General features: G+C 38.5%; 31 protein-coding genes and 2 pseudogenes. 4 read left to right on the forward strand and 29 right to left on the reverse strand.

Going from position 1 to position 23,673, the window contains the following annotated elements; translation table 11 throughout:
* Nucleotides 1–72: 72 nt before the first annotated feature.
* The 24 genes and pseudogenes from infA to BWI92_RS03580 form a co-directional block, all read right to left on the reverse strand.
* A complete protein-coding gene (gene infA, locus BWI92_RS03465; RefSeq protein ID WP_095160735.1) occupies nt 73–291 on the reverse strand; it encodes a translation initiation factor IF-1 in 219 nt (72 codons plus the stop codon).
* 85 nt (nt 292–376) lie between these two features.
* Nucleotides 377–1,183 carry a type I methionyl aminopeptidase gene (gene map / locus BWI92_RS03470; protein ID WP_095160736.1) on the reverse strand — a complete coding sequence of 269 codons (807 nt, stop codon included), beginning with the start codon at nt 1,181–1,183 and terminating at the stop codon, nt 377–379.
* A 6-nt stretch (nt 1,184–1,189) separates the two neighbouring features.
* On the reverse strand, nt 1,190–2,509 hold the full coding sequence (secY, locus tag BWI92_RS03475) for a preprotein translocase subunit SecY (protein ID WP_095160737.1): 1,320 nt from the start codon (nt 2,507–2,509) through the stop codon (nt 1,190–1,192).
* Between the two features lie 134 nt (nt 2,510–2,643).
* Nucleotides 2,644–3,090 (reverse strand): 50S ribosomal protein L15, encoded by a 447-nt coding sequence (gene rplO, locus BWI92_RS03480; RefSeq protein WP_095160738.1) that lies wholly within the window; start codon nt 3,088–3,090, stop codon nt 2,644–2,646.
* A 75-nt stretch (nt 3,091–3,165) separates the two neighbouring features.
* A complete protein-coding gene (gene rpmD, locus BWI92_RS03485) occupies nt 3,166–3,345 on the reverse strand; it encodes a 50S ribosomal protein L30 (RefSeq protein ID WP_095160739.1) in 180 nt (59 codons plus the stop codon).
* 73 nt (nt 3,346–3,418) lie between these two features.
* Nucleotides 3,419–3,937 carry a 30S ribosomal protein S5 gene (gene rpsE / locus BWI92_RS03490; protein ID WP_095160740.1) on the reverse strand — a complete coding sequence of 173 codons (519 nt, stop codon included), beginning with the start codon at nt 3,935–3,937 and terminating at the stop codon, nt 3,419–3,421.
* 114 nt (nt 3,938–4,051) lie between these two features.
* Nucleotides 4,052–4,399, reverse strand: coding sequence for a 50S ribosomal protein L18 (rplR, locus tag BWI92_RS03495; RefSeq protein WP_095160741.1), 348 nt, complete (start codon nt 4,397–4,399; stop codon nt 4,052–4,054).
* A gap of 45 nt (nt 4,400–4,444) precedes the next feature.
* Nucleotides 4,445–4,999, reverse strand: a complete 555-nt coding sequence (rplF, locus tag BWI92_RS03500; RefSeq protein ID WP_095160742.1) for a 50S ribosomal protein L6 — start codon at nt 4,997–4,999, stop codon at nt 4,445–4,447.
* A 105-nt stretch (nt 5,000–5,104) separates the two neighbouring features.
* The gene (gene rpsH / locus BWI92_RS03505) at nt 5,105–5,500 is read right to left on the reverse strand and encodes a 30S ribosomal protein S8 (RefSeq protein ID WP_095160743.1); all 396 of its coding nucleotides are present in this window, start codon (nt 5,498–5,500) and stop codon (nt 5,105–5,107) included.
* A 128-nt stretch (nt 5,501–5,628) separates the two neighbouring features.
* Nucleotides 5,629–5,897: pseudogene (gene rpsN, locus BWI92_RS03510) on the reverse strand (30S ribosomal protein S14).
* A 98-nt stretch (nt 5,898–5,995) separates the two neighbouring features.
* Nucleotides 5,996–6,553: a 50S ribosomal protein L5 gene (gene rplE / locus BWI92_RS03515; RefSeq protein WP_095160744.1), complete on the reverse strand. Its 558-nt coding sequence runs from the start codon at nt 6,551–6,553 to the stop codon at nt 5,996–5,998.
* Nucleotides 6,554–6,624: 71 nt separating this feature from the next.
* The gene (gene rplX / locus BWI92_RS03520; protein WP_095160745.1) at nt 6,625–6,957 is read right to left on the reverse strand and encodes a 50S ribosomal protein L24; all 333 of its coding nucleotides are present in this window, start codon (nt 6,955–6,957) and stop codon (nt 6,625–6,627) included.
* 18 nt (nt 6,958–6,975) lie between these two features.
* On the reverse strand, nt 6,976–7,344 hold the full coding sequence (rplN, locus tag BWI92_RS03525) for a 50S ribosomal protein L14 (RefSeq protein ID WP_095160746.1): 369 nt from the start codon (nt 7,342–7,344) through the stop codon (nt 6,976–6,978).
* A gap of 106 nt (nt 7,345–7,450) precedes the next feature.
* Nucleotides 7,451–7,705: a 30S ribosomal protein S17 gene (gene rpsQ / locus BWI92_RS03530; protein WP_095160747.1), complete on the reverse strand. Its 255-nt coding sequence runs from the start codon at nt 7,703–7,705 to the stop codon at nt 7,451–7,453.
* Between the two features lie 85 nt (nt 7,706–7,790).
* Nucleotides 7,791–7,979 (reverse strand): 50S ribosomal protein L29, encoded by a 189-nt coding sequence (gene rpmC / locus BWI92_RS03535; RefSeq protein WP_095160810.1) that lies wholly within the window; start codon nt 7,977–7,979, stop codon nt 7,791–7,793.
* 56 nt (nt 7,980–8,035) lie between these two features.
* The gene (rplP, locus tag BWI92_RS03540) at nt 8,036–8,455 is read right to left on the reverse strand and encodes a 50S ribosomal protein L16 (RefSeq protein ID WP_095160748.1); all 420 of its coding nucleotides are present in this window, start codon (nt 8,453–8,455) and stop codon (nt 8,036–8,038) included.
* A gap of 90 nt (nt 8,456–8,545) precedes the next feature.
* The gene (rpsC, locus tag BWI92_RS03545; RefSeq protein ID WP_095160749.1) at nt 8,546–9,394 is read right to left on the reverse strand and encodes a 30S ribosomal protein S3; all 849 of its coding nucleotides are present in this window, start codon (nt 9,392–9,394) and stop codon (nt 8,546–8,548) included.
* A gap of 27 nt (nt 9,395–9,421) precedes the next feature.
* The gene (gene rplV / locus BWI92_RS03550; RefSeq protein ID WP_095160750.1) at nt 9,422–9,793 is read right to left on the reverse strand and encodes a 50S ribosomal protein L22; all 372 of its coding nucleotides are present in this window, start codon (nt 9,791–9,793) and stop codon (nt 9,422–9,424) included.
* An 86-nt stretch (nt 9,794–9,879) separates the two neighbouring features.
* Nucleotides 9,880–10,158, reverse strand: a complete 279-nt coding sequence (rpsS, locus tag BWI92_RS03555; protein WP_095160751.1) for a 30S ribosomal protein S19 — start codon at nt 10,156–10,158, stop codon at nt 9,880–9,882.
* 7 nt (nt 10,159–10,165) lie between these two features.
* Complete coding sequence (rplB, locus tag BWI92_RS03560) at nt 10,166–10,987, reverse strand: 50S ribosomal protein L2 (RefSeq protein WP_095160752.1); 822 nt, start codon at nt 10,985–10,987, stop codon at nt 10,166–10,168.
* A gap of 72 nt (nt 10,988–11,059) precedes the next feature.
* Nucleotides 11,060–11,347: a 50S ribosomal protein L23 gene (gene rplW / locus BWI92_RS03565; RefSeq protein WP_095160753.1), complete on the reverse strand. Its 288-nt coding sequence runs from the start codon at nt 11,345–11,347 to the stop codon at nt 11,060–11,062.
* Between the two features lie 41 nt (nt 11,348–11,388).
* Nucleotides 11,389–12,018, reverse strand: a complete 630-nt coding sequence (gene rplD, locus BWI92_RS03570) for a 50S ribosomal protein L4 (protein WP_095160754.1) — start codon at nt 12,016–12,018, stop codon at nt 11,389–11,391.
* 107 nt (nt 12,019–12,125) lie between these two features.
* Nucleotides 12,126–12,742: pseudogene (rplC, locus tag BWI92_RS03575) on the reverse strand (50S ribosomal protein L3).
* Nucleotides 12,743–13,323: 581 nt separating this feature from the next.
* Complete coding sequence (locus BWI92_RS03580) at nt 13,324–15,030, reverse strand: GMC oxidoreductase (RefSeq protein ID WP_229362670.1); 1,707 nt, start codon at nt 15,028–15,030, stop codon at nt 13,324–13,326.
* A 268-nt stretch (nt 15,031–15,298) separates the two neighbouring features.
* On the opposite strand from BWI92_RS03580, the gene BWI92_RS03585 reads away from it, so the two are divergent.
* Entirely contained in the window at nt 15,299–16,042 is a 744-nt protein-coding gene (locus tag BWI92_RS03585) for a glycosyltransferase family 2 protein (RefSeq protein WP_095160756.1), read from the forward strand.
* 52 nt (nt 16,043–16,094) lie between these two features.
* On the opposite strand, the gene BWI92_RS03590 is transcribed toward BWI92_RS03585, so the two are convergent.
* Nucleotides 16,095–16,385 carry a YciI family protein gene (locus tag BWI92_RS03590; protein ID WP_095160757.1) on the reverse strand — a complete coding sequence of 97 codons (291 nt, stop codon included), beginning with the start codon at nt 16,383–16,385 and terminating at the stop codon, nt 16,095–16,097.
* Nucleotides 16,386–16,613: 228 nt separating this feature from the next.
* Here BWI92_RS03590 and BWI92_RS03595 point away from each other — a divergent pair, with 228 nt between their 5' ends.
* Nucleotides 16,614–17,186: a Crp/Fnr family transcriptional regulator gene (locus BWI92_RS03595; protein ID WP_095160758.1), complete on the forward strand. Its 573-nt coding sequence runs from the start codon at nt 16,614–16,616 to the stop codon at nt 17,184–17,186.
* A 35-nt stretch (nt 17,187–17,221) separates the two neighbouring features.
* Here the strand turns inward: BWI92_RS03595 and BWI92_RS03600 are convergent, their stop codons facing one another.
* Nucleotides 17,222–18,919: a S41 family peptidase gene (locus BWI92_RS03600; protein ID WP_310588852.1), complete on the reverse strand. Its 1,698-nt coding sequence runs from the start codon at nt 18,917–18,919 to the stop codon at nt 17,222–17,224.
* 105 nt (nt 18,920–19,024) lie between these two features.
* Here BWI92_RS03600 and ruvX point away from each other — a divergent pair, with 105 nt between their 5' ends.
* Complete coding sequence (gene ruvX / locus BWI92_RS03605) at nt 19,025–19,450, forward strand: Holliday junction resolvase RuvX (protein WP_095160759.1); 426 nt, start codon at nt 19,025–19,027, stop codon at nt 19,448–19,450.
* Between the two features lie 183 nt (nt 19,451–19,633).
* Here the strand turns inward: ruvX and BWI92_RS03610 are convergent, their stop codons facing one another.
* From BWI92_RS03610 to BWI92_RS03620, 3 genes are all read right to left on the reverse strand, one after another.
* Nucleotides 19,634–20,449, reverse strand: a complete 816-nt coding sequence (locus BWI92_RS03610) for a phytanoyl-CoA dioxygenase family protein (protein WP_095160760.1) — start codon at nt 20,447–20,449, stop codon at nt 19,634–19,636.
* A gap of 377 nt (nt 20,450–20,826) precedes the next feature.
* Nucleotides 20,827–22,026, reverse strand: a complete 1,200-nt coding sequence (gene lhgO / locus BWI92_RS03615) for an L-2-hydroxyglutarate oxidase (protein ID WP_095160761.1) — start codon at nt 22,024–22,026, stop codon at nt 20,827–20,829.
* Between the two features lie 104 nt (nt 22,027–22,130).
* Nucleotides 22,131–22,580, reverse strand: a complete 450-nt coding sequence (locus BWI92_RS03620) for a hypothetical protein (protein ID WP_141234685.1) — start codon at nt 22,578–22,580, stop codon at nt 22,131–22,133.
* 123 nt (nt 22,581–22,703) lie between these two features.
* Between BWI92_RS03620 and BWI92_RS03625 the strand changes: the two genes are divergently transcribed.
* Complete coding sequence (locus BWI92_RS03625; protein WP_095160763.1) at nt 22,704–23,528, forward strand: OmpA family protein; 825 nt, start codon at nt 22,704–22,706, stop codon at nt 23,526–23,528.
* Nucleotides 23,529–23,673: the final 145 nt, after the last annotated feature.

The following is a 23,673-nucleotide window of genomic DNA, read 5'->3' on the forward strand; positions in this document are numbered from 1 at the left end:
GTTGTCAATTCATTCTGACAGTGCCAAAGTATTAGCTTTTGCAAACTGCCCAGCTAACTAACAACTGTCTTTTTATTTGTAACGATACACGATTCTTGCTTTTGACAAGTCGTAAGGTGACATTTCTAGTTTCACCTTATCTCCTGGTAAAATTTTAATGTAATTCATTCTCATTTTACCAGAAATATGGGCAATCACTTGATGGGTATTCTCAAGCTCTACTCTAAACATAGCGTTAGAAAGTGCTTCAATGATTATACCATCGACTTCAATGGATGATTGTTTTGCCATAAATTTGTTTTATTTGTTAGTCGTAATTCGCGTGATAAATGAATTTGTACGAGTCAACGATTAACAACTACTTTCAAAGAGTTTTTTAGATTTCAGCTAAATATTCGTTACTTTTCAAAACATCTTCGATGTACTCAAAGGTCGTTAATATACTTGCTTGGTCTTTGCTCACAGCAACTGTATGTTCAAAATGTGCTGAAGGCTTACGATCTTGAGTTCTTATAGTCCAATAATCGTTTTCTTGATGAATTGCTCTCTTTCCTAGATTAATCATGGGTTCAATTGCAATCACCATTCCTTCTTTAAGCTTGGGACCATCGCCTCTTCTTCCGTAGTTGGCTACTTCTGGGCCTTCATGAAGTGATTTACCTACACCATGGCCAACAAGTTCTCGCACAACTGTAAATCCTGCTTTCTCGCAATATGACTGAATAGCAAATCCAATATCCCCAATTCTTTTGCCAGCTACAGCTTGTGAAATACCTAAGTATAACGATTCTTTAGTGACACGTAAGAGTTGAAGCGTTTCTTCTTTGACATTGCCTACTGCATAAGTATATGCACTGTCTGCGTGAAAGCCATTCTTATAAACTCCGCAATCAATCGAAATAATGTCTCCGTCCTTTAGTTCGTAATTATTAGGAATCCCATGCACGACAACGTCATTAACCGAAATACACAAAGATGCAGGGTATTTATGACCACCTACATTATAATTAAGAAACGAAGGATGAGCTTCATTATCTTTAATGTATTCGTAGGCTACTTTATCGAGTTCTTTAGTAGTAATACCAGGTTTAATAACCTTTGCTACCTCAGCGTGAGTTTTCCCCAGAATTACACCATTAGTACGGATAATTTCTAACTCTGAAGATGTTTTTAAATAAATCATCTGATATTACTGAGCGATTGCTTCAGTTCTACCTTTTACACGACCCGACTGCATCAACCCTTCATATTTACGCATCAAAAGGTAACTTTCAATTTGTTGAAGAGTATCAAGCACAACACCAACCAAAATCAAAAGAGAAGTACCTCCGAAGAAAGAAGCAAAACCACGAGTGATTCCGAAGATGCTTGCAACTGCTGGTAAAATCGCAATGATTGCCAACATAAATGCACCAGGGAGCGTAATTCTATCAAGAATATCAGCAATGAAAGTTGAAGTAGCTTCTCCTGGTTTAACACCCGGAACAAAACCACCACCACGTTTCATATCATCTGAAATTTGTGTTGGGTTGATAGAAATAGCAGTGTAAAAGAATGTAAATACAATAATTAAAAATGCAAATAACAAATTGTACTGCCAAGTAGTAAAGTCACCAAACGCTTGAGCGATTGATTGAGCTACTTCGCTCTTATCAGCTAATGATTGAGCAACAAGACCAGGTACAAACATCAATGCTTGAGCAAAAATGATTGGCATTACACCAGCAGCATTCAACTTAAGAGGAATATACTGACGTTCGCCACTCATTGAAACTCTATTTCCTACCACTTGCTTCGCGTATTGTACTGGAATACGACGTACAGCTTGAGTTACCATCACAGCGCCCATTACTACAAAGAACAAGGCTACAACCTCGATAATGAATAATAAAGCACCAGACATACCTCTTGATTGAGCTTCACCTAATAAAGAAGCTGGAAAACGAGATACAATACCAATCATAATAAGCATTGAAATACCGTTACCAATACCTTTGTCAGTGATTTTCTCACCAAGCCACATACAGAACATAGTTCCAGCAACCAAGATGATTACTGAGTACAAACGGAATGACCAAGGAGAAACTAGAATAGCTTCAGCAGGGATAGTTACTTGCAAATATGTAAAGGCTTGTGCAGCTGTCACAAAAATTGTTAGAACACGAGTGATTTGGTTTAACTTTTTGCGACCAGACTCACCATCCTTCTGCATCTTTTGGAAATATGGCAATGCAATTGTAAGAAGTTGGATTGCAATAGAAGCAGAGATATATGGCATGATGCCTAAGGCAAAAATAGAGGCGTTATTAAACGCTCCACCTGAGAACATATTCAACAAACCTAATAAACCGCCTTCACCCTTCTGCGCTAACTTCGTGGCATCTACACCTGGTAAAACAACGTAAGATCCAAGGCGAAAAAAGGTGATAAACAACAGGGTGTTAAGAATACGAGTTCTTAACTCCTCTATTGAGATAATGTTTTTGATAGTGCTAATAAACTTGTTCATGCTATCTGTTTAAGTAATCGTTATAGAATATAACTCGAAAGATGTTCAACTTTTTCGTTATTTACAAATCCGTTGCCAGATTTTACAATGATTACTCAATTATTTCTGTTGTCTATCGATTTTTCAATTGAAAATTAAGCTACAACTGCCTTACCTCCTGCAGCTTCAATAGCAGCTTTAGCAGAAGCAGAGAAACCTTTAACTTGTACCTCTACAGCAGACTTGATTTCGCCACGTGACAAGATTTTCACCAAGTCATTTTTAGAAACCAAACCATTTTGGTACAATACATCGTGAGTGATTACAGTTACACCAGTAGTGTCAACCAAAGCTTGAAGTGTATCCAAGTTGATTGCTTTGTATTCAACACGGTTAATATTTTTAAAGCCGAATTTAGGAATACGACGTTGAAGAGGCATTTGACCACCTTCAAAACCAGATTTACGAGAGTAACCTGAACGTGATTGAGCACCTTTGTGACCACGAGCAGAAGTACCACCTAAACCAGAACCTGCACCACGACCAACTCTTTTTCTTACCTTAGTAGAGCCCACTGCGGGCTTTAATGACGATAAATTCATTTTTTTGAAATTAAATAATTGCTAAACGCCATCTCACCGTGAGATGACTCGCTTAATCAAACCTAGTGGTTTAGATTAAAGATTTTCAACTACAATCAAGTGTTGAACCGCACGAATCATACCTGCGATAGCTGGGTTCAAATCTTTCTCTACGCTTTTGTTCAATTTACCCAAACCTAAAGCTTGAATAGTACGTTTTTGAACTTCTGGACGCTTGATTGTACTCTTAACTTGAGTAATTTTTACCTTTGACATGGTCTTATATTTTGGAGTCTCAGTATAGGGCTTGAAGTGATACGACAAACCCTATAGCATCAACTAAAATAAATTATCCGTTAAATACTTTTGCTAAAGATACTCCTCTTTGGAAGGCTACTGTATGAGGGTTTCTCATTTTAACTAGCGCATCAACTGTTGCTTTAACCACGTTGTGTGGGTTTGAAGAACCTTTTGATTTAGCCAATACGTCATGAACACCTGCAGCTTCTAATACGGCACGCATCGCACCACCTGCAATTACCCCAGTACCTGGAGCTGCTGGCTTCAACAATACGAAACCTCCTGAGAACTTACCGATTTGTTCGTGAGGTACAGTTGCTTTCAAAAGAGCAACTTGGAATAAGTTTTTCTTAGCGTCTTCGATACCTTTAGAGATAGCGTCAGTTACTTCGTTTGCTTTACCCAAACCAAAGCCAACTACACCTTTGCCATCACCAACAACTACGATCGCAGAGAAGCTGAAACGACGTCCACCTTTTACTACTTTCGCTACGCGGTTGATAGCAACAACTCTTTCTTTTAGTTCGCCTTCGTTAACCTTGATAGGTTTTGATATTAATTGCGACATTTTTTTCTAATTTGAAAATTGTTGAATTTGAAAATTTGAAATCTGTGCTTTAACATCAAAAACTTTCATTTTGGAACGGCGGATATCCGCATTGCACAAATTCAAATTGACTAATTAAAATTTAAGACCTCCTTCTCTTGCACCTTCAGCAACTGCTTTAACACGACCATGGTACAAGTAACCGTTACGGTCAAAAACAACTGTTGAAACACCTGCAGCCAAAGCTTTCTCTGCAATTTTAGCACCTACTAATTTTGCACTTTCAACATTACCATTCTTCAAACCTAATTCCTTAGATGAAGCAGCAGCCAATGTAGAGCCTTTAGTATCGTCGATCAACTGAGCATAGATACCCGAGTTTGAACGGAATACTGACAATCTTGGCTTTTCAGCTGTACCAGAGATTTTAGCTCTGATAGACAACTTAATACGAAGTCTTCTTGATTCTTTTTGCGAAGCCATTAATTTATATAGTTTTGTGGATTACCGACCCACGATGATTAAATTCTATTTCTTACCACCAGCTTTACCAGCTTTTCTACGAATTTGCTCACCAACGAAGCGAATACCTTTACCTTTGTAAGGCTCAACTTTACGTAGAGAACGAATTTTAGCTGAAACTTGGCCAATTAATTCTTTGTCGATACCTTCTAAAGTAACCTTAGGGTTTTGACCTTTTTCCATTGCAGTTGTAACTTTCAACTCAGCTGGAATTTGCATGAAGATTGCGTGAGAGTAACCCAACGCTAATTCAAGAAGGTTTCCTTGGTTAGAAGCTTTGTAACCTACACCAACGATTTCCATTTCTTTTTTGAAACCATCGTTTACGCCAACAACCATGTTGTTAATTAAAGCGCGGTATAAACCGTGAAGAGCTTTGTGACGTTTTTGATCTGTAGGACGTTGTACACGTAATTCGCTTCCTTCGATTTCTACAGTAATATCTGGATCGATAGAGCGAGTAAGAGTACCTTTTGCGCCTTTTACTGTTACTGTGCTTTTTTCAACTGTTACAGTAACACCGGCAGGAAGTGTGATAACTTTATTACCAACGCGTGACATGACTTGTGTGTTTTTGCTTAAATGAAGGAGAAACTCCTCTTTCAGCGTTATTTGAAAATAAGTTAGGGAACAAACCTGTATAAGACTTATTCCCCAAATGTAAGATTAGTATACGTAGCAAAGAACTTCACCACCCACATTAAGTGTGCGAGCTTCTTTGTCAGTAATAACACCTTTTGATGTTGAAAGGATAGCTACACCTAAACCATTCAATACGCGAGGCAATTCATCTGCTCCTTTGTATTTACGTAAACCTGGTTTAGAAATTCTCTCCAACTTAACGATTGCTGGTTGTTTAGTAACTGGGTTGTATTTCAAAGCGATTTTGATTGTACCCTGTACTGATGAATCGTCAAACTTGTAGTTTTGAATGTATCCTTTATCAAAAAGCACTTTAGTGATTTCCTTTTTGATGTTAGAAGCAGGAATTTCAACGATTCTGTGACGTGCCTTGATGGCATTTCTCAATCGTGTTAAGTAGTCTGCTATTGGATCTGTCATTGTTTTCGATATTTGAAACGAACTTTTCTTTGGGAAAAGGCTCGCAAAATTACGGAATTGGATTTAAAAAAACAACCATAAGTGGCTGATTTTAATAAAGATTACGACAAATTTTTATCGTAAGAGTATTACCAGCTTGATTTTGTCACACCTGGAATCAATCCTGCTGAAGCCATTTCACGGAAAGTCACACGGTTGATGCCGAATTTACGCATATAACCTCTTGGACGTCCTGTAAGCTTACAACGGTTGTGCAAACGTACTGGTGAAGCGTTTTTAGGCAATTTATCCAAACCTAAGTAGTCGCCAGCAGCTTTTAAAGCAGCACGCTTAGCAGCGTATTTAGCAACTGTTGCTTCTTTTTTCTTTCTCTTGCTTTAACTGATTCTTTTGCCATGTTGGTTGAATCTTTTTATCAGTTGTCTGTTATCTGTTATTCGTTATCCGTATGGCGTTTCCGAAGTCGGGACGACGAATAACGGATAACATAATTTATTACTTCTTCGAATTAGCGAAAGGCATACCCATTTGTTGTAACAAAGCGTAAGCTTCAGCATCTGTATTTGCAGTCGTAACGAAAGTGATATCCATACCAGAGATTTTGCTCACTTTGTCGATAGAAATCTCTGGGAAGATGATTTGTTCTTTCACACCCAAAGTATAGTTACCACGACCATCGAAACCTTTGTCTGAGATACCTTTGAAGTCACGTACACGTGGAAGAGCCACTGTCGTCAAACGATCAAGGAATTCGTACATTTTATCTCCTCTCAAAGTTACTTTCACACCGATTGGCATGTTTTCACGTAACTTAAAGTTTGAGATAGCTTTTTTAGACATTGTAGCTACTGCTTTTTGACCAGCAATAAGAGTTAGTTCTTCAACACCTGTGTCGATCAATTTCTTGTCAGCTACAGCAGCACCGATACCTTTGTTGATTACAATTTTAGTAATCTTAGGAACTTGCATTACTGATTTGAATTGAAATTTCTCTTTTAGAGCAGGAACGATTTCGCTAACGTATTTGTCCTTTAATCTTGTTGTAGTTGCCATTATTATGAAAACTTTATGTGGATTTCCGACCCACTTTTCACGGTATCAAAAGACACCGCTTCATTGAATTATTAGATAAATTTACCTGTTGCTTTAGAATATCTTTGCAACTTACCATTCTCGTTCAATTTACGACCTGTACGAACAGCTTTACCGTTCTCAGAAACTGCAATATTAGAGATATGGATAGTACCTTCTGTTTTAACGATACCACCTTGAGGGTTAGCAGCGCTAGGCTTAACGTGTTTTGTGATAAAGTTTACGCCTTCTACGATAGCACGTTGTTTATCAATCAAAACTTTTTTAACTACGCCTGTTTGACCCTTAGCGTTCCCAGCGATAACCACAACAGTATCACCAGTTTTGATGTGCAACTTTGGTTGCTTATTAAACTTTCTTTCCATGATGATTACAAATTATGATTAAAGTACTTCTGGAGCTAATGAAACAATTTTCATGAAACCTGCGTCACGCAATTCACGTGCAACTGGTCCAAAAATACGAGTACCACGTGGCTCGTCATTGTTGTTTAAAAGAACTGCTGCATTGTCTTCGAAACGGATATATGATCCATCCTTACGACGAATTTCTTTTTTAGTTCTTACAACTACGGCTTTAGAAACCGTACCTTTCTTCATGTTTGATGACGACAAAGCAGACTTCACTGTTACTACAATTTTGTCACCAATAGAAGCATATCTTTTTCCTGTACCGCCCAACACGCGGATAACCAGTACCTCTTTTGCACCTGAGTTATCAGCAACGCCGAGTCTTGATTCTTGCTGTACCATTGTTTGTTTGGTATATTAAAGATTGCGAAAAAATTAAATTTAACGATACACCACTAACTATATAGATAAGTGATGTTGAACGTCGGATAAAAACTGGAGTAGTGAATTATTTCGCTTTCTCGATAATTTCAACTAATCTCCAACGCTTGTTCTTTGACAAAGGACGGGTTTCCATTACCTTCACTGTGTCACCGATTCCACATTCGTTATTTTCATCGTGAGCCATCAATTTGGAAGTTTTCAACATAAACTTACCATAAAGAGGGTGCTTAACTTTTCTGTCTACGGCGACGGTGATAGATTTATCCATCTTGTTGCTCACCACACGCCCAATCCTTACTTTTCTTAGATTTCTTTCCATCGTTGGATTTGGTTGTTTTAGATTGACCTCAAGCGGTATGTTGATGAGGTCTGTTCAGTTAAAATAAAATGATAGGAAATTCCTATTATTTAGAAGCTGCTGTAATAGCAGTTTCCAAACGAGCGATCAATTTGCGAGATTCACGCAAGCGCAAAGGGTTCTCGATTGGAGAAATAGCGTGAGCAAACTTCAAACGTGCCAAAGCATCTTTTTCTGAAGCTAGAGTTGCTTTCAACTCATCTAGGCTCAATTTTTGGATTTCTGCGTTCTTCATTATTTTATCAGTCATGGAGTCGTTAGAAGTTTTAAGGCTTCCAACGACATGATATACTATTCTTGATAATCTCTACGAACTACGAATTTAGTACGAAGTGGCAATTTTTGAGCCGCCAAACGAAGTGACTCTTGTGCCAATTCCAAAGGTACCCCAGCAGATTCGAATAAGATAGTTCCTGGTTTGATATTAGCTACCCAGTATTCTGGAGCACCTTTACCTTTACCCATACGAACTTCGGCTGGTTTCTTAGTGATTGGTTTGTCAGGGAAGATACGAATCCAAACCTGACCTTCACGTTTCATTGCACGAGTTACTGAGATACGAGCTGCTTCGATCTGACGAGCAGTGATACGTCCTGGCTCCAGAGCTTTGATAGCGAATGTACCGAAGTCAATTTCATGACCGCGAGTAGCCAAACCTTTCACTCTACCCTTCTGTTGCTTACGGAACTTGGTTCTTCTTGGTTGTAACATTGTCTTATGAAGTCTTGCAGTTTTAAGTCGTAAGTCTTAAAGTACATGAGAGTAACCTTAGGACTTGCGACTTTAAACTAAGATTAAAAATTATCTCTTACCGCCTCCTCTGTTGTTGGTATTTCCTCCTTTACCACCACCACGGTTGTTGTTATTGTTGTTGTTACGACGCTGATCGCCACCACGGCCACCACGGTTGTCGCGTCCACGACGTCCGTTATCGTCATCACGACCACCACGATTGTGGTTACCACCGCGAGAATCGCCGCCAGCTTGTTGAGCTGACATACCAGCGTTTGGAGAAAGATCACGTTTTCCGTACACTTCGCCTTTACATACCCAAACTTTGATACCAATTTTACCGTAAACTGTCAAAGCTTCAGATACTGCATAGTCGATATCGGCACGCAAAGTATGAAGAGGAATACGTCCTTCTTTGTATCCTTCTGAGCGAGCCATTTCAGCACCACCCAAACGGCCAGAAAGTTTCAATTTGATACCTTGAGCACCTACTCTCATCGCAGAAGCAATTGCTTGCTTCATCGCACGACGGAAAGAAATACGTGCTTCTAATTGCTGAGCGATAGTTTCGCCAATCAATTTAGCATCAATCTCAGGACGTTTAATTTCAAAGATGTTGATTTGAACATCTTTGCCTGTGATTTTCTTTAATTCTTCTTTGATTTTATCTACTTCTTGACCACCCTTACCGATTACAACGCCTGGGCGTGCAGTATTGATAGTCAAAGTAATACGTTTCAAAGTACGCTCAATGATTACCTTAGAGATTGCACCCTTTGGAATACGAGCAGCTACGTATTTACGGATTTTTTCATCCTCAACTAACTTGTCGGCAAAATTTTTACCGCCGTACCAGTTAGAATCCCAACCTCTGACGATACCAAGTCTAAGACCAACGGGGTTAACTTTCTGTCCCATTTTATGATATTTAGATGTTTTCTCTAATTATTCTTCTGATGTTACGATTGATGGAGCACTTGCAGAAGCAACCACTAATGTAATGTGGTTTGAACGCTTCAAGATTCTGTACCCACGACCTTGTGGAGCTGGACGCAAACGCTTCAAAGAGCTACCGCCATCTACCGTAACGGTTTTAACGTATAAGTCAGCATCTTCCAACTTAACGTCTTCGTGCTTGTTTTGCCAGTTAGCAATTGCTGAGAGTAACAATTTCTCAACAAATCTAGCACCAACTTTAGGCTCATATTTCAAGATACCTAAAGCCTTGTTAACTTTCTGACCTCTAATCATGTCTACCACGATTCTCATTTTCTGAGGTGAAGTCGGAACATTGTTTAATTTAGCTATTGCTTCCATTTCTATAATTTCGGATTTAGGTTCTGGGATTTTGGATTATCAGGATTGAATCTTACAATCCGCAATCCTCATTCCACTATCCCCTATTATCTTTTGCCTTTATCTTTTTTAGCGATGTGACCACGGAAATTGCGTGTTGGAGCAAATTCACCAAGTTTATGTCCTACCATGTTTTCTGTTACATATACTGGGATAAACTTGTTACCGTTGTGCACTGCGAAAGTATGTCCAACGAAATCAGGAGAAATCATTGAACGTCTTGACCAAGTTTTGATAACTGACTTTTTACCTGACTCATTCATAGCAATTACTTTGTTGTCAAGGCGGTAGTCAATATAAGGTCCTTTTTTTAATGAACGTGCCATCTATGTATTATTTCTTTCTACTGATGATTAGACGATTTGAATGCTTTTTCTTGTCGCGAGTTTTCTTACCTTTCGCTAACAAGCCGTTACGTGAACGTGGGTGACCTCCTGAAGAGCGACCCTCACCACCACCCATTGGGTGATCAACTGGGTTCATTACTACACCACGAACTCTTGGACGGCGGCCTAACCAACGGTGACGACCAGCTTTACCCAAGTTTGTGTTCATGTGGTCAGCATTAGATACTGAACCAATTGTAGCCAAACAGTTAACTAACACCATACGCATTTCGCCTGAAGGCAACTTCAATGTAGCATATTTGCTATCACGAGCCAACAATTGAGCATAAGTACCTGCAGAACGAGCTAATTCAGCACCACCACGAGGACGAAGCTCGATAGCGTGTACAATTGTACCTACTGGAATGCTTGACAATGGCATTGTGTTACCAACTTCAGGAGCTACTGATGTACCAGACACTACTGTCTGACCAACTTTCAAACCTGAAGGAGCAATGATGTATGATTTTTCACCATCTGTGTACTCGATCAATGCGATACGAGCTGTACGGTTTGGATCGTATTCAATTGTTAATACGGTTGCTTCTACGTCAAATTTATCACGATAGAAGTCAATCAAACGATAACGACGCTTGTGACCACCACCAATATAGCGCATTGCGCGGTGACCAAAGGCGTTACGACCACCTGTTTTCTTAATTGGAGCCAACAACGGTTTATACGGTTTCGAAGCTGTGATTTCTTCGAAAGTTGGAGCGATACGTTGACGTTGACCCGGAGACGTTGGTTTTAATTTTCTAACTGCCATTTCTCTAGTTTGTTCAAATTATCGGGGTGAACACCCATAAATTGTTTGAAAGCTTTCGCTTTCTCACTGGTCTTAGATACCTTCGTAGAAATCGATTACTTCGCCTTTAGCTACTGTAATAACTGCTTTCTTGAAAGTAGAAGTATAACCAGTTGTGATTTTAGATTTTGTACTTCTTGATTTTTTCTTACCAAATTGACGAAGTGTATTTACAGATTCTACGTCAACTCCGTACATTTTCTTGATTTCTTTCGCAATTTCAATCTTGTTTGATTTTACTGCTACTTCGAAAACGTACTGACCGCCTTTCTGCAACTCCTGAGTTTTTTCAGTAAGAATTGGTCTTTTGATGATGCTCATTTCTTTATGACGTTAATTGTCATCAGTTTTTATACTGATAACTATTTGCTGAAAGATGATTCGATTTTTGCAACAGCATCTTCTAAGATAACAAGACGAGTTGCATTTACTAAGTCATAAGTGTTTACTTGCGCTGCTGAAATAACTTTAGTTTTCGGCAAGTTACGACCTGACAAGTAGATGTTTTGGTTATCTTCTGGCAAAATCACCAAAGTTTTAGTATCTGTCAATGACAATGCATTTAAGATAGCCAAGAAACCTTTAGTTTTTGGAGTTTCCAAAGAGAAGTTCTCTAATACAGAAACCTCACCTGCTTGTGCTTTTGCAGCAAATGCAGACTGACGTGCCAAAGTCTTAACCTTTTTATTCAATTTGAAAGAGTAGTCACGTGGAACTGGACCGAAAATACGACCACCACCTTTGAACAATGGTGACTTCATTGAACCTGCACGAGCACCACCTGTACCTTTTTGACGCTTCAACTTACGAGTTGAGCGAGCAACTTCAGCTCTTTCTTTTGCTTTGTGCGTTCCTTGACGCTGGTTAGCCAAGAATTGCTTTACATCTAACCAAACAACGTGCTCGTTTGGCTCGATACCAAAGATTTCGTCAGAAAGTACAACTTTCTTACCTGAATCTTTGCCTTGTATATTTAATACTGATAATTCCATTTTTCAATTTGAAAATTTGTGAATTTGAAAATTTGAAAATCTTTATTCTTGATGGCCGAACCTACAATTGTGTGAAAGGCTAGCATCCTTTCAAATCTTCAAATTGATTATTTTTCAAGAATAACATAAGAGTTTTTCGCTCCTGGTACTGAACCTGACACTACGATAAGGTTTTTCTCAGCATAAACTTTCAATACTTGCAAGTTTTGAACTTTTACGCGGTTACCACCTGTACGACCTGCCATGCGAAGACCTTTGAATACGCGAGATGGGAATGAACATGCACCAATTGAACCTGGGTGACGTCCGCGGTTGTGTTGACCGTGTGTTTGACCACCAACACCACCAAATCCGTGGCGCTTAACAACACCTTGGAAACCTTTACCTTTTGAAGTACCGATTGCGTCAACGAAATCGCCTTCTGCAAAAAGCTCAGTTGTGATAACTGCACCTAATTCAAGTGATTGTTCGAAAGACTTGAACTCAACCAATTTTTTCTTTGGAGTAGTTCCTGCTTTTTTGAAGTGACCTAATAATGGTCTAGAAGTGTGCTTCTCTTTCTTCTCGCCGTAGCCTAATTGAATAGCGCTATAGCCTTCTTTTTCTACTGTTTTTACTTGTGTTACAACACAAGGGCCGGCTTCGATTAGCGTACAAGGAACAGCAGTGCCATCCGCGTTGTAGAGGCTAGTCATACCGATTTTTTTCCGATAATTCCAGACATTTTATTATTGAATAAAACGTTAAAAAATAAAATAAAAAACTTATTTACAACGAGTTACGTTTTTGAGCTATTGGCTCGACGCAAAACGGACTGCAAAGGTCGGGATTTTATTTGGCACTAACAAAAAAGTACACAAAAAAATCTCAAAACTATTTGAGTGACAGAAAATTGAGGAAAAAAGCGACAAGAAAAGTGCGGACGAGGCTATGCTCGTGAGACGAGTCCTGTGTAGCTTAATACTCAACTTTGCAAACTGGGCATTCAGTAAAGCAAGCCAGTATCAGTTCTGACACTAATCAACCACTGTAGTTCTTTGCGGGCTGCGTGGTTGTACTTTCCAAAGAAGTTTGCCATTTGATTCGTATTCTCTAATTTCTTACTGAGTTCTGCCAACCCTTTGTAAGACACAGCGAATCGTGGCGCCCTAATTGGACTGCAAAATTAGAGAATAGTTTTTGAAATACAATGAGTTACAGTAAAAAAATAATATTTTTTTTAGTTTTTTTTACCCTCAAAAAAAAGGAGGAAATACCTTCGCATTTTCCTCCTTTTGACCTACTTATCTCCGTTGTATAAAACGACTATAAATTGCCTTTTTTTAATTCTTTTACAGTAAAGTCCGCAGCTCTAGCCGATAATGCCATATACGTAAGCGATGGATTCACATTAGATGATGACGTCATGCAAGCGCCATCAGTTACAAAGACGTTTGAACATCCCCAAACTTGATTGTGTGCATTCAAAACAGATGTTTTGGGGTCGCGCCCCATCCGTGCAGTACCCATCTCATGAATACTTAAACCAAAGCCGGGTTCATAATCATACGTTTCGATATGCTTAAATCCTGAGGCTTCGAGCATCTCAGCAGCGTCATTCTTCATATCTATACGCATTTTACGTTCGTTTTCTCCAAACTCTGCCGACATAATCATTTGTGGTTGTCCCCACTTATCTTTTTGGTCTTTGCTCAATCTGACATGATTTTTATAATCTGGTAAGGTTTCAGCAAATCCCATAATATCTAAATTCCACTCTCCGAGTGGCTGTGTAATTTGTGTTTTAAAATCAGCGCCAAACTCTTCTTGCGACTCTCCTCTATCTTTTGAACTACCTCCTTCATAGCCAAATCCACGCAAATAATCCCGCTTGTCGCTTCCAATATTGCGGTATCTTGGAATATAAATCGCATTGGGGCGTCGCCCTAGGTAATACTTATCATTATAACCATCATGCTTGCCTCGTGCACCAATACCAAAATGATGATCCATCAAATAATGTCCTAGTGCACCACTGTCATTACCTAATCCATTGGGAAAACGATTGGAAGTAGAATTCATTAAGATATAGGTCGAACCCAGCGCCGAAGCATTCAGAAAAATCACTTTTGCATAAAACTCTGTCCATTCGTGGGTGTTTTCGTCGATAACTCTAACACCAGTTGCTTTACCTTTTTTCTCATCATATATGATAGAGTTAACAATCGAATGTGGGCGGACGGTCAGATTGCCTGTTTTACGCGCCGCTGGGAAAGTAGCAGACTGCGAACTAAAATAGGCGCCAAACGGACATCCACGCATACACATATCTCGAAGCTGACACTTGGCACGTCCTAAGGCAAGCTGTTCGGGAGTTGGCTGTGTAAGGTTTGCGGTACGTGAGTGAATCACATGACGATTAGGAAATTTTGCTTTGAGCTCTTTCCCAAAATGTTCTTCAACACAAGTCATCGGAATGGGTGGCTGGTAAACACCATCGGGCAAATGAGGAATACCATCACGGTTTCCTGCGATTCCTGCGAACTTTTCGGCATGAGCATACCATGGAGCAAGGTCTTTGTAACGAATAGGCCAATCTACTCCAATGCCTTCTTTAGCATTAGCCTCCAAGTCCATATCACTTAAACGTAATGAGACTCTCCCCCAAGTAATAGACTTTCCTCCTACCTGCCAACTTCTAATCCAGTCGAAGCGTTTTTCTTCGACATAGGGAAAATCAATATCTTTAGCAAAATGATGTTTGGTCGATTCAGTAATCGTGAACCCTGTGCGTTGGTGGATAGGATAGTTCTTCATTTCCTCAAGCGGCACTTGTCCCCCATGTGGAAACTCCCAAGGATTCATTAAAGCGGTGTGATAATCTTTTACATGTTCGATCATACGACCACGCTCGAGCACCAAAACCTTTAGTCCTCTTTCGGTAAGTTCTTTGGCCGACCATCCGCCACTTACGCCCGACCCCACCACGATAGCATCGTAAGTATTTTTTTCTTTATTTGGTAAAATATACATAAGCCGTTGAAAATTGGGACTAGAATAACACATTTCAAAAATCTCAAGTTACTCCTTTTTTTCTATAACTCAATCCAGAGCTGACTGGCATTTATTTTATTTTTTATCAACAAAATCAAATTTTATTTATTTCAAGATCTGATCTATCATTTGATAAAATTATAGATGTTTTCGACAGATATCTCAAATATTTAGCGCCACATAGAATAGTTATCCTTCATAAACCAATGGTCTTCTTTATCTTTGTAAAATATTAATACCTTGATTTATGAAAATAACCATTATTACTGTCTCTTTTAATAGTGAAGCAACTATCAAACAAACGATTGATAGCGTTTTGGCACAAGACTATCCCGATGTCGAGTATATTGTTGTGGATGGTGCTTCAAAAGATGGGACAGTGGATATATTAAAATCGTATGGTGACCGCATTAAATACATTTCAGAAAAAGATAAAGGAATCTATGATGCACTCAACAAAGGGCTAAAACTAGCAACTGGTGATGTTGTTGGCACAATTGGTTCAGATGACTTTTTACCTAATTCCAGCGTATTGGGTCATGTAGCAGAAGCTTTTATCCAAACAGGAAAAGATGTTATTTACGGAGATTTACAGTACATCAATCCTGATAATGATGAAAAGATTGTCAGATATTGGAGTTCGGGAGAATATAAAGTGGAAAATTGGCTAAAGGGTTGGATGCCGCCACACCTTTCATGTTATATCAAAAGGGAGGCATTTGAAAAATATGGTAACTATATCATAGACTTCAGCTGTTCGGGCGATTATGAGCTTATGCTTCGCATGATGTACAAACATAGACTATCGGCGGGTTACATTCCCGAAGTATTGATGACCATGAGAAATGGCGGAACTAGTACAGCTTCGTGGAAGCACCGCTATCGTGCCAATATGGAAGACCGTCGTGCATGGGAACTCAATCAATTACAACCCAAATGGTACACGCTCTGGATGAAACCACTTTCGAAGATAAGTCAACTATTTACTTAATTTTAAAATGCTCGACAATCTGCTAAAATAGGCAATTGCCGAGCATTCTTATTTATACATCTGCTATTTTAAATGGTTTGATTTCTACTTTTTCCCAGACCTTCATTGTTACATAAGGGTCGTTGTTATACCAATTATATAAAGCATCTTCTGTATCAAATTGTACTAGCATCGTTGAGCCAATCATATTGCCTGCTTCGTTGAGAATAGCCCCTCCAATAATAAAATTACCATTAGCTTTGAGTTGCTTTACCACAACCAGATGGTGTGGGCGGGCAGCCATTCTCCGCTCAAGGGCTTGTGCATCGGTGCCATCATAGGCATAAATTACATACTGTTGCATCTTAAAAAATAGTTATTAATCAATGGTTATCTATATTTTATCTAGTAGAATACTTCCTTTAAAAAGATTTATTTGTTTCTCAGACAGATAATATTCTACAATTTCTTAAATACTTCTTCCAAATACTTATATTTAAAAATCGAAACATAAATTGATGATTACGCCAATAACTTTGAACAAGCATGACGCCTATTCAAAGTTAATCTCTTCTAACAAGAATTTTGCTTTATGAAACCCAATATGATTGCATTTGTGAGACGCTTTGTAGATTTTTCTGATGAAGAAATCGCGGCAGCTCATAGCCTCTTTGAAGAAAAGTTTATTAAAAAGGGGGAATATTTCATCAAGTCAGGCGAACATAATACCGCTATCGGTTTTATCAATAAAGGCTTAATGCGCACTTTTTTTGTGCAAAATAATCAAGAAACTACCTTTCAACTAGCTTTAGAAAATCAGTTTGTTACTAGTATGACTTGTTATGTGCTCAATCAACCGAGCAATGATTATATTCAAGCTATAGAGGATACTGATATTTGTGTTATCTCAAAAGAGACCCTTGAAAAGTTGTGTAACCAATATCATAACTGGGATAAATTTGGGAGACTCACCTACGAGCAGGTAGCACTTGAACAAGAAATTAGATTGCGTTCGTTTATTTCGGAAACAGCGCAAGAACGTTACGAAAAGATTCTCAAATTTCAACCCGAACTAATCAATCGAGTTCCGCAGGTATACCTATCCAACTTTTTAGGTATTACGCCCCAATCGTTGAGTCGACTTCGAAGAAATATAAGGGGGTAAAAAAAAGCTCGGTTTATTATAACCGAGCTTTTTCTTTATCTTTTCAATGAATGAGAAAGCGTTTCGACCAACTCACCTCTTGCCAACTTTTCTGCTTTTTCGAAGCTTCTTAATGCTTTTTGAAAAGTTTCGTCAGTAGTGCTCATCACTTGATAATATTCATTGTTTAAGCCACTATTAATCGTTTTCTTTGACCAAACATTTCTAGCGATGTAGGCTTTCACTTGAGCTTTTATGTAAGGCAGTGAACGTTGATATTCCTTTTCATTATGTTGTACCTTTGTTTGCTTTGCCAAAGCTTTAAGAGTAGTTAACATTTCATCCGAAACTACAAATTGCTTGTTAAAATCTTTAAATGACTGTTTGCTCAGTTCATTCTGATGGCTATTGGCATAGTCAAGGGCTATTTCACGAATGATATTTTTACCCCAAAGCTCTGAAATATATTTTGTATAATAAGTTGTATCACGACCTACAAATACATCTGGCGTAATACCGCCACCACCATACACAACCCTTCCTCCTGTCGTACGATATTTCAGTTTCTCGTTAAATTTGATACTATCCGAATTGAATAACTCTCCACGTTTAATACGGTCGTCATAGTCTTTATCATATTCCTCTTCATGCCCCAACAAATACGGTTTTTGAATACTACGTCCGCTTGGTGTATAATATCGAGAAATCGTTAATCGTAGTTCCGAGCCATCTGATAAGCTTACCGGCATTTGGACTAATCCTTTACCAAATGAACGACGTCCAACAATCAAGGCACGATCGTTATCTTGTAAAGCCCCAGCCACGATTTCCGATGCCGAAGCACTATTTTCATCAATAAGTACCATGACTGCCCCTTTTTCAAAAATACCATCAAATTTCGTCATGGTTTTTGAATCATATTGAGTTCCTTTACCATCGGTATACACAATCATTTTGTCACCACCCAATAATTCATCGACTACTTTTTCAGCTCTGTCTTTGTATCCACCAGGGTTTCCACGCAAGTCTAGCATAAGACGTTTGGCGCCTTGGTTCTTTAGTGTGGTCAGAATATTGCGAAACTCTTGGTAAGTAGATTCCATGAATCTATCTATCTTAATATATGCCGTTTGACTATCGACCATGTATCCAGCACTTACCGAAAACGTAGGAATGCGGTCACGTGTAACCGTGAAAGTATGCGGAGCAGACTCTCCATGACGCAAAATTTCTACTTTTACTTCTGTACCTCTCTTTCCTCGAAGTTTATTGAAAATAACATTTGAGTTGACTTTGGAGCCTACCAAAGATGCTCCATCGGCAGCCACTAGCATATCGCCGCTACGAATACCCACCAAGTCGGCAGGACCTCCAGGCATAGCGCTCATTACATAAACTGTATCGTTGAAAAGATTGTATTCGATACCGATGCCATCAAACCCTGACTCCAACTGAGTGCGAGCCATGGCTGCTTCTTCCGTTCCGAAATAGGCGGTATGTGGGTCTAATTTTTCTAGCATTTTTTTGATAGAAAAATCTACTAATGTGTCGGTATTAACTGAGTCGACATAGCTCGTTTCGACAAGTGAAAGGATTTCTCTGAATTTGTTAACTCCACGAGAAATATTACTCATTTTGGATTGTCCTCCAAAAAAGTTAGCTCCAATAAGCATTCCTCCTACGACCGAAATAGCCACAATAATGGGAAGTTTAACGACAAGTGAACTATTAACTGGCTGCTTATCCTTCATCATGCTAATTTAATTAATCTTCATACTTTCAAATCTATATAAAGTTACAAAAAACTACTACCTGACCAATCATTTTGACGTAACTTTGTTGAAACTAACTTAAAATCAATGGGACGTGTACTTGCAGTAGATTATGGAACCAAGCGTGTCGGGCTAGCTGTGACTGACCCGCTCAAAATTATTGCATCGGCTTTGGATACAGTACATTCAAAAGATGTTATACAATATTTGATAGATTATTCAAAGAAAGAGGAAGTAGAATGTTTTGTGGTAGGAATGCCAGTACATTTGGACGGCTCAGACACCAATAATACTGTACATGTAAAGACTTTTGTGAAACATTTACAAAAAGCTTTTCCAGAAACCCCCATTCATTTACATGATGAGCGTTTTACGTCGCGCATGGCTTTACAGTCAATGATTATTGGAGGTGCTTCTAAGAAAGATAGAAGTCAGAAAGGTAACATTGATAAGGTATCTGCCACTATTATTTTACAATCTTTTATGGAGAAGATGTCGTTTGGTGGGCTATAAAATTTAGGGAATTAAGGTTGAGTGAATGGGTGATGCACCATACATTTCACCAGTAGAGAAGCAAAGTATTGCGTCTGAAAATGTATCATTTATCAAAAAAAGCGCTCGAAAATTGTTTTTCGAGCGCTTTTTTATGCTTGGAGAATAGTCCTAATTTGAACCTTAGGAACGCCTCCTGTTTACTTATTTCTGAACCACTTTTGCAAATCTGTGGTAGAAAGGAGTTTTACTATTAGAATCTTTAGGCATGTATTTACCAGTAATAATTGGCACATACATTACACGACGACGAGAAGCTTCACCAAAGTTTGGAGATACTTCCACGCGATGCCACAAACGACCATCGTGTACAGTCAAGTCACCAGCATTGATATCAAACCCAACTTCACGAGCATCTGGTGTGTGGTCGATAAACTGTTTTTTACCGAACAACAACTTCAACACACTTTGGTTTTGAGTACCAGGCAATACTCTCAAGCCACCGTTTGACATAGGGCAATCATCCAAGTGAATACCCACGTTGAGCATAGGAAGGATTTTTTGTCCCAAGAACAAATCGCGAGGGCTGTCTGTATGCCATCCCATCTGAGAGAACTTCGAGTTTTGAGCGTTGATATAATGGTTAAATACAAGACCATCTTTTTCGTTCTCGCTGATACGTCCATCGTAAGGTGCTAATAATTCAATCAACAACTGCAAACGAGGGTCTTTCACTAATTCGCCCAATACTTTACTATACTTGTTAGTAAAGCACATACGCTGAATCATCTTGTCCCCATTTTCGTTCTTCCCGAACTTCAGCGGAATACCATTGATTTTTTCAACACCTTCGTCAAGCCATTGCTTTTCGATTTTTTGCAACTCGCTGATGAAAAGTTTTACTGTATCTTGATTTATGAAGTTTTTGAACTGAATAATTCCATATTTGCGGAAATATTCCTTTTGTTCATCGGTTAACTTCTCACCGAGGGTGAAGGTTTTATTCTCAAACTTTACCATTTCTAAAATTGTACAAAATAAAGTTTAACGTTTTGATCTCATGGTTAGCGTGTGTGGTTGGGCAGAACTACAAACGCAATTTTTTAAGTGGTTATTTTAGCGTAAATGTATTTGCTAAAACATTGCAAATTAAAAGAATGTAATGAAACTTTAAACGTTTTGTAATATTTTTATTATTATAGCCAGAAAAAATTACATTAATTTAGAGAAATATCTAATTCGGCGGTAACTCCCTCTGTACTTGGTGGATTAGTAAAACAAATATAAGTTATATTATCAAATAAAAATATTAAAGGTATTAAGAATGGTAACTATACTGGATTATTGGATTTAAGTAATTTTTCAGGTATTACTATTCCAAATTGATAGACTTATTCTTAAAAACGTTTCAATGCCATTTCAGATACCGTTTGTCCAATCGATAACGACGAGGTTGCAGCTGGCGATGGTGCATTTAGGATATTGATCACTTTTGTATCTTCGATAATCGAGAAATCGTCGAGTAGACCTCCTTCTCTGTCACAAGCTTGGGCTCTCACTCCTGCCCCACCTTCAATCAAATCACTTTCTTGAATATCTGGAATAAGCTCTTGGAGTGCTTTGGTAAAGGCTGCCTTTGAGAAACTACGGTACATTTCACCTAAACCTGTTTCCCAATATTTCATTGCTACCTTCTGGAAGCCTGGCCAAGTGAGCGTTTCATAAAGTTCTTTCGCATTGATATCCATCTTTTTATATCCTTCACGACGGAATGCTAATACGGCATTTGGACCAGCCTCGATACCACCACGCATCATACGAGTAAAGTGAACGCCCAAGAAAGGAAAATTAGGATCTGGTACTGGATAAATGAGGTTTTTTACCAAATAGTGTTTTTCTGGGCGGATTTTGTAATACTCACCACGGAATGGAATAATTCGAACGTTGATAGGATTTTCTTGTGACATCTGGGCTACTTTGTCAGAATACAAACCACCACAATTTATCACTAATTTGGTCTCGTAAGTATTTCGTTCGGTTTTAACGATAGACAAAGAATGTCCTTTTGTTATTCCTGTTACCTTCTCTCCAAAATTTAATTCTGCACCATAGCTACGAAGTTTTTCTGCGTATTTTTCGCTTACCACCTTGTAGTCAACAATACCTGTCTGAGGTACCCACATACCTTCTACACTCGTAACATAAGGTTCGTATTCTTTTACCTCTTGTGCTGAAATTTTACGTAATCCTTCCAAGCCGTTTTGCTGACCACGCACATAAAGGTTATTCAATAATGGACGTTGTTCTTCGTTAGTTGCCACCACAACCTTTCCTGTAATTTCGAAAGGTATTTCCTCCTTTTCACAAAAATCAATCAGCATATTATAGCCACGAATACAATTAGTAGCTTTTAGTGACCCTGGTTTATAATACAAACCTGAGTGAATTACACCCGAGTTGTTACCTGTTTGATGTTTGGCTACCTCTGTCTCTTTTTCTAATACCAAAACCTTCAAATCAGGTCGTTGTTCTTTTATTTTGAGTGCCGTTGCCAAACCAACGATTCCGCCACCAATTACTATAATATCTTGTTGCATTGTCAATATCTTATGATTTTTTTTAACAGACCACAAAGATACAAAAAGACCCGTAAGGTTTTTATTCTTACGGGCTTATATCATGTGCATTCGAGCGATATATCTTAAATTTTCAATTTCAATTTACTCGAACTCGATTCAATTTCTAGCTCATCGCTAGTAAGGGTCTCTATAGCATACGTAATAGGCGATCCAACGCCTATTTGAGTACTAATAGCATTTCCATCTGAACTAAGCACCCATTCTCCCTGAAGAGAGGTATTAGCCGATGCCAGTACAAAAGTACCATCAGACTTGAAGGTATAAGTAAACTTAGCATAGTCAGAAGAAAGACCTATCCCATCTTTCACAGAATAATTTGTGAAAGTAGAGCCATCGGGATTTTTGGTCACATATAAATAAAACTTCCAAGTTTTATCTACTAATAGCTTCTTTCTTGCGTTTATTAACTGAAGCGAAGCGATTGTTTCGGCATTGGGACTGATTGCTTCGTCGCAACTTTGCGCCGATAGCATTCCGAAGAATAATGATAGTGATAAATATAGCTTTTTCATCCTATGTTCTCTCAAAAGATTGAAATAGTTAAATTAGTTTGCAAAGAGAAAACGTAAAATAAGCATTTTGAAATATATTTTTCATTAAAATTGCTCAACTTCTATTAAACATTATTTTAAATCATGAAAAACACACTCCTCAAAACCTCACTTATGGGTTTGTTCTGTCTTATTTCAACGTTCATTTTTTCGCAAGGAATGAAAGAACCTGCCAAGAAATACCAAGTTAAAATAAGAGTTTATGACAAAGAAACCCAAGAGGAACTCACAGGTGCTTATCTTAAATTGATCAATTTAACCAAAAACAAATTAGCAGATTCAACCGTCGTGCTCGATGGATATGCCACCTTTACGCTTGAAAGAGGTTTTGATTATGATATTGTTGGGCAACGCACGAGATATTTAACCAAAAGAGCCAATTTCAACGCAGCTTGTTATTTACAAGACCCTCAAAAAGTATTTTGTATTGCAGGTATTGAAATTGAAAATATGTCGAGAATGGGCGGTGGAACAGACCTCATAGAAGGAGCCATCGGAATGAAGCGTATCAAATTGAACGACGTTTTCAAAGTTGAAAATATTCATTATGACTTTAACAAGGCAAATATCCGACCTGATGCTGCCAAAGAATTAGATAAGTTAATTCAATTATTAACCGATAATGCTGGCATTAGTGTTGAGCTCGGCTCGCATACCGATAGTCGAGCTGGTGCTGACTACAACATAAGCCTTTCACAAAAAAGAGCCGAAGCTGCTGTGGAATATATTGTAAATCATGGAAAAATAGCGAGGACTCGTATTTCGGCAAAAGGATATGGTGAAAGCCAATTAATCAACAAATGTGCTGATGGGGTAAATTGCAGTGAAGTAGAACACGCAGCAAACCGTCGTACAGAGATAAAAATTACAGGATATGCCGTTAATGGTGTTCCAATTGATATAAAGTAGGAAGACTCTACAGGCTCAGGATTACAGAAGATGTTGAGGCATTTCAAAAAGAAAGCACCGTAAGTGCGACATTGTCCAACATTGTGGGATGGTTGTCACACCTACGGTGCTTTTACTATATAAAACGAGTTGTGCCTAAGCATAT

Origin of the sequence: Flectobacillus sp. BAB-3569 (genome assembly GCF_002270355.1) — a bacterium.
GTDB classification, from domain to species: Bacteria; Bacteroidota; Bacteroidia; order Cytophagales; family Spirosomataceae; genus Flectobacillus; species Flectobacillus roseus.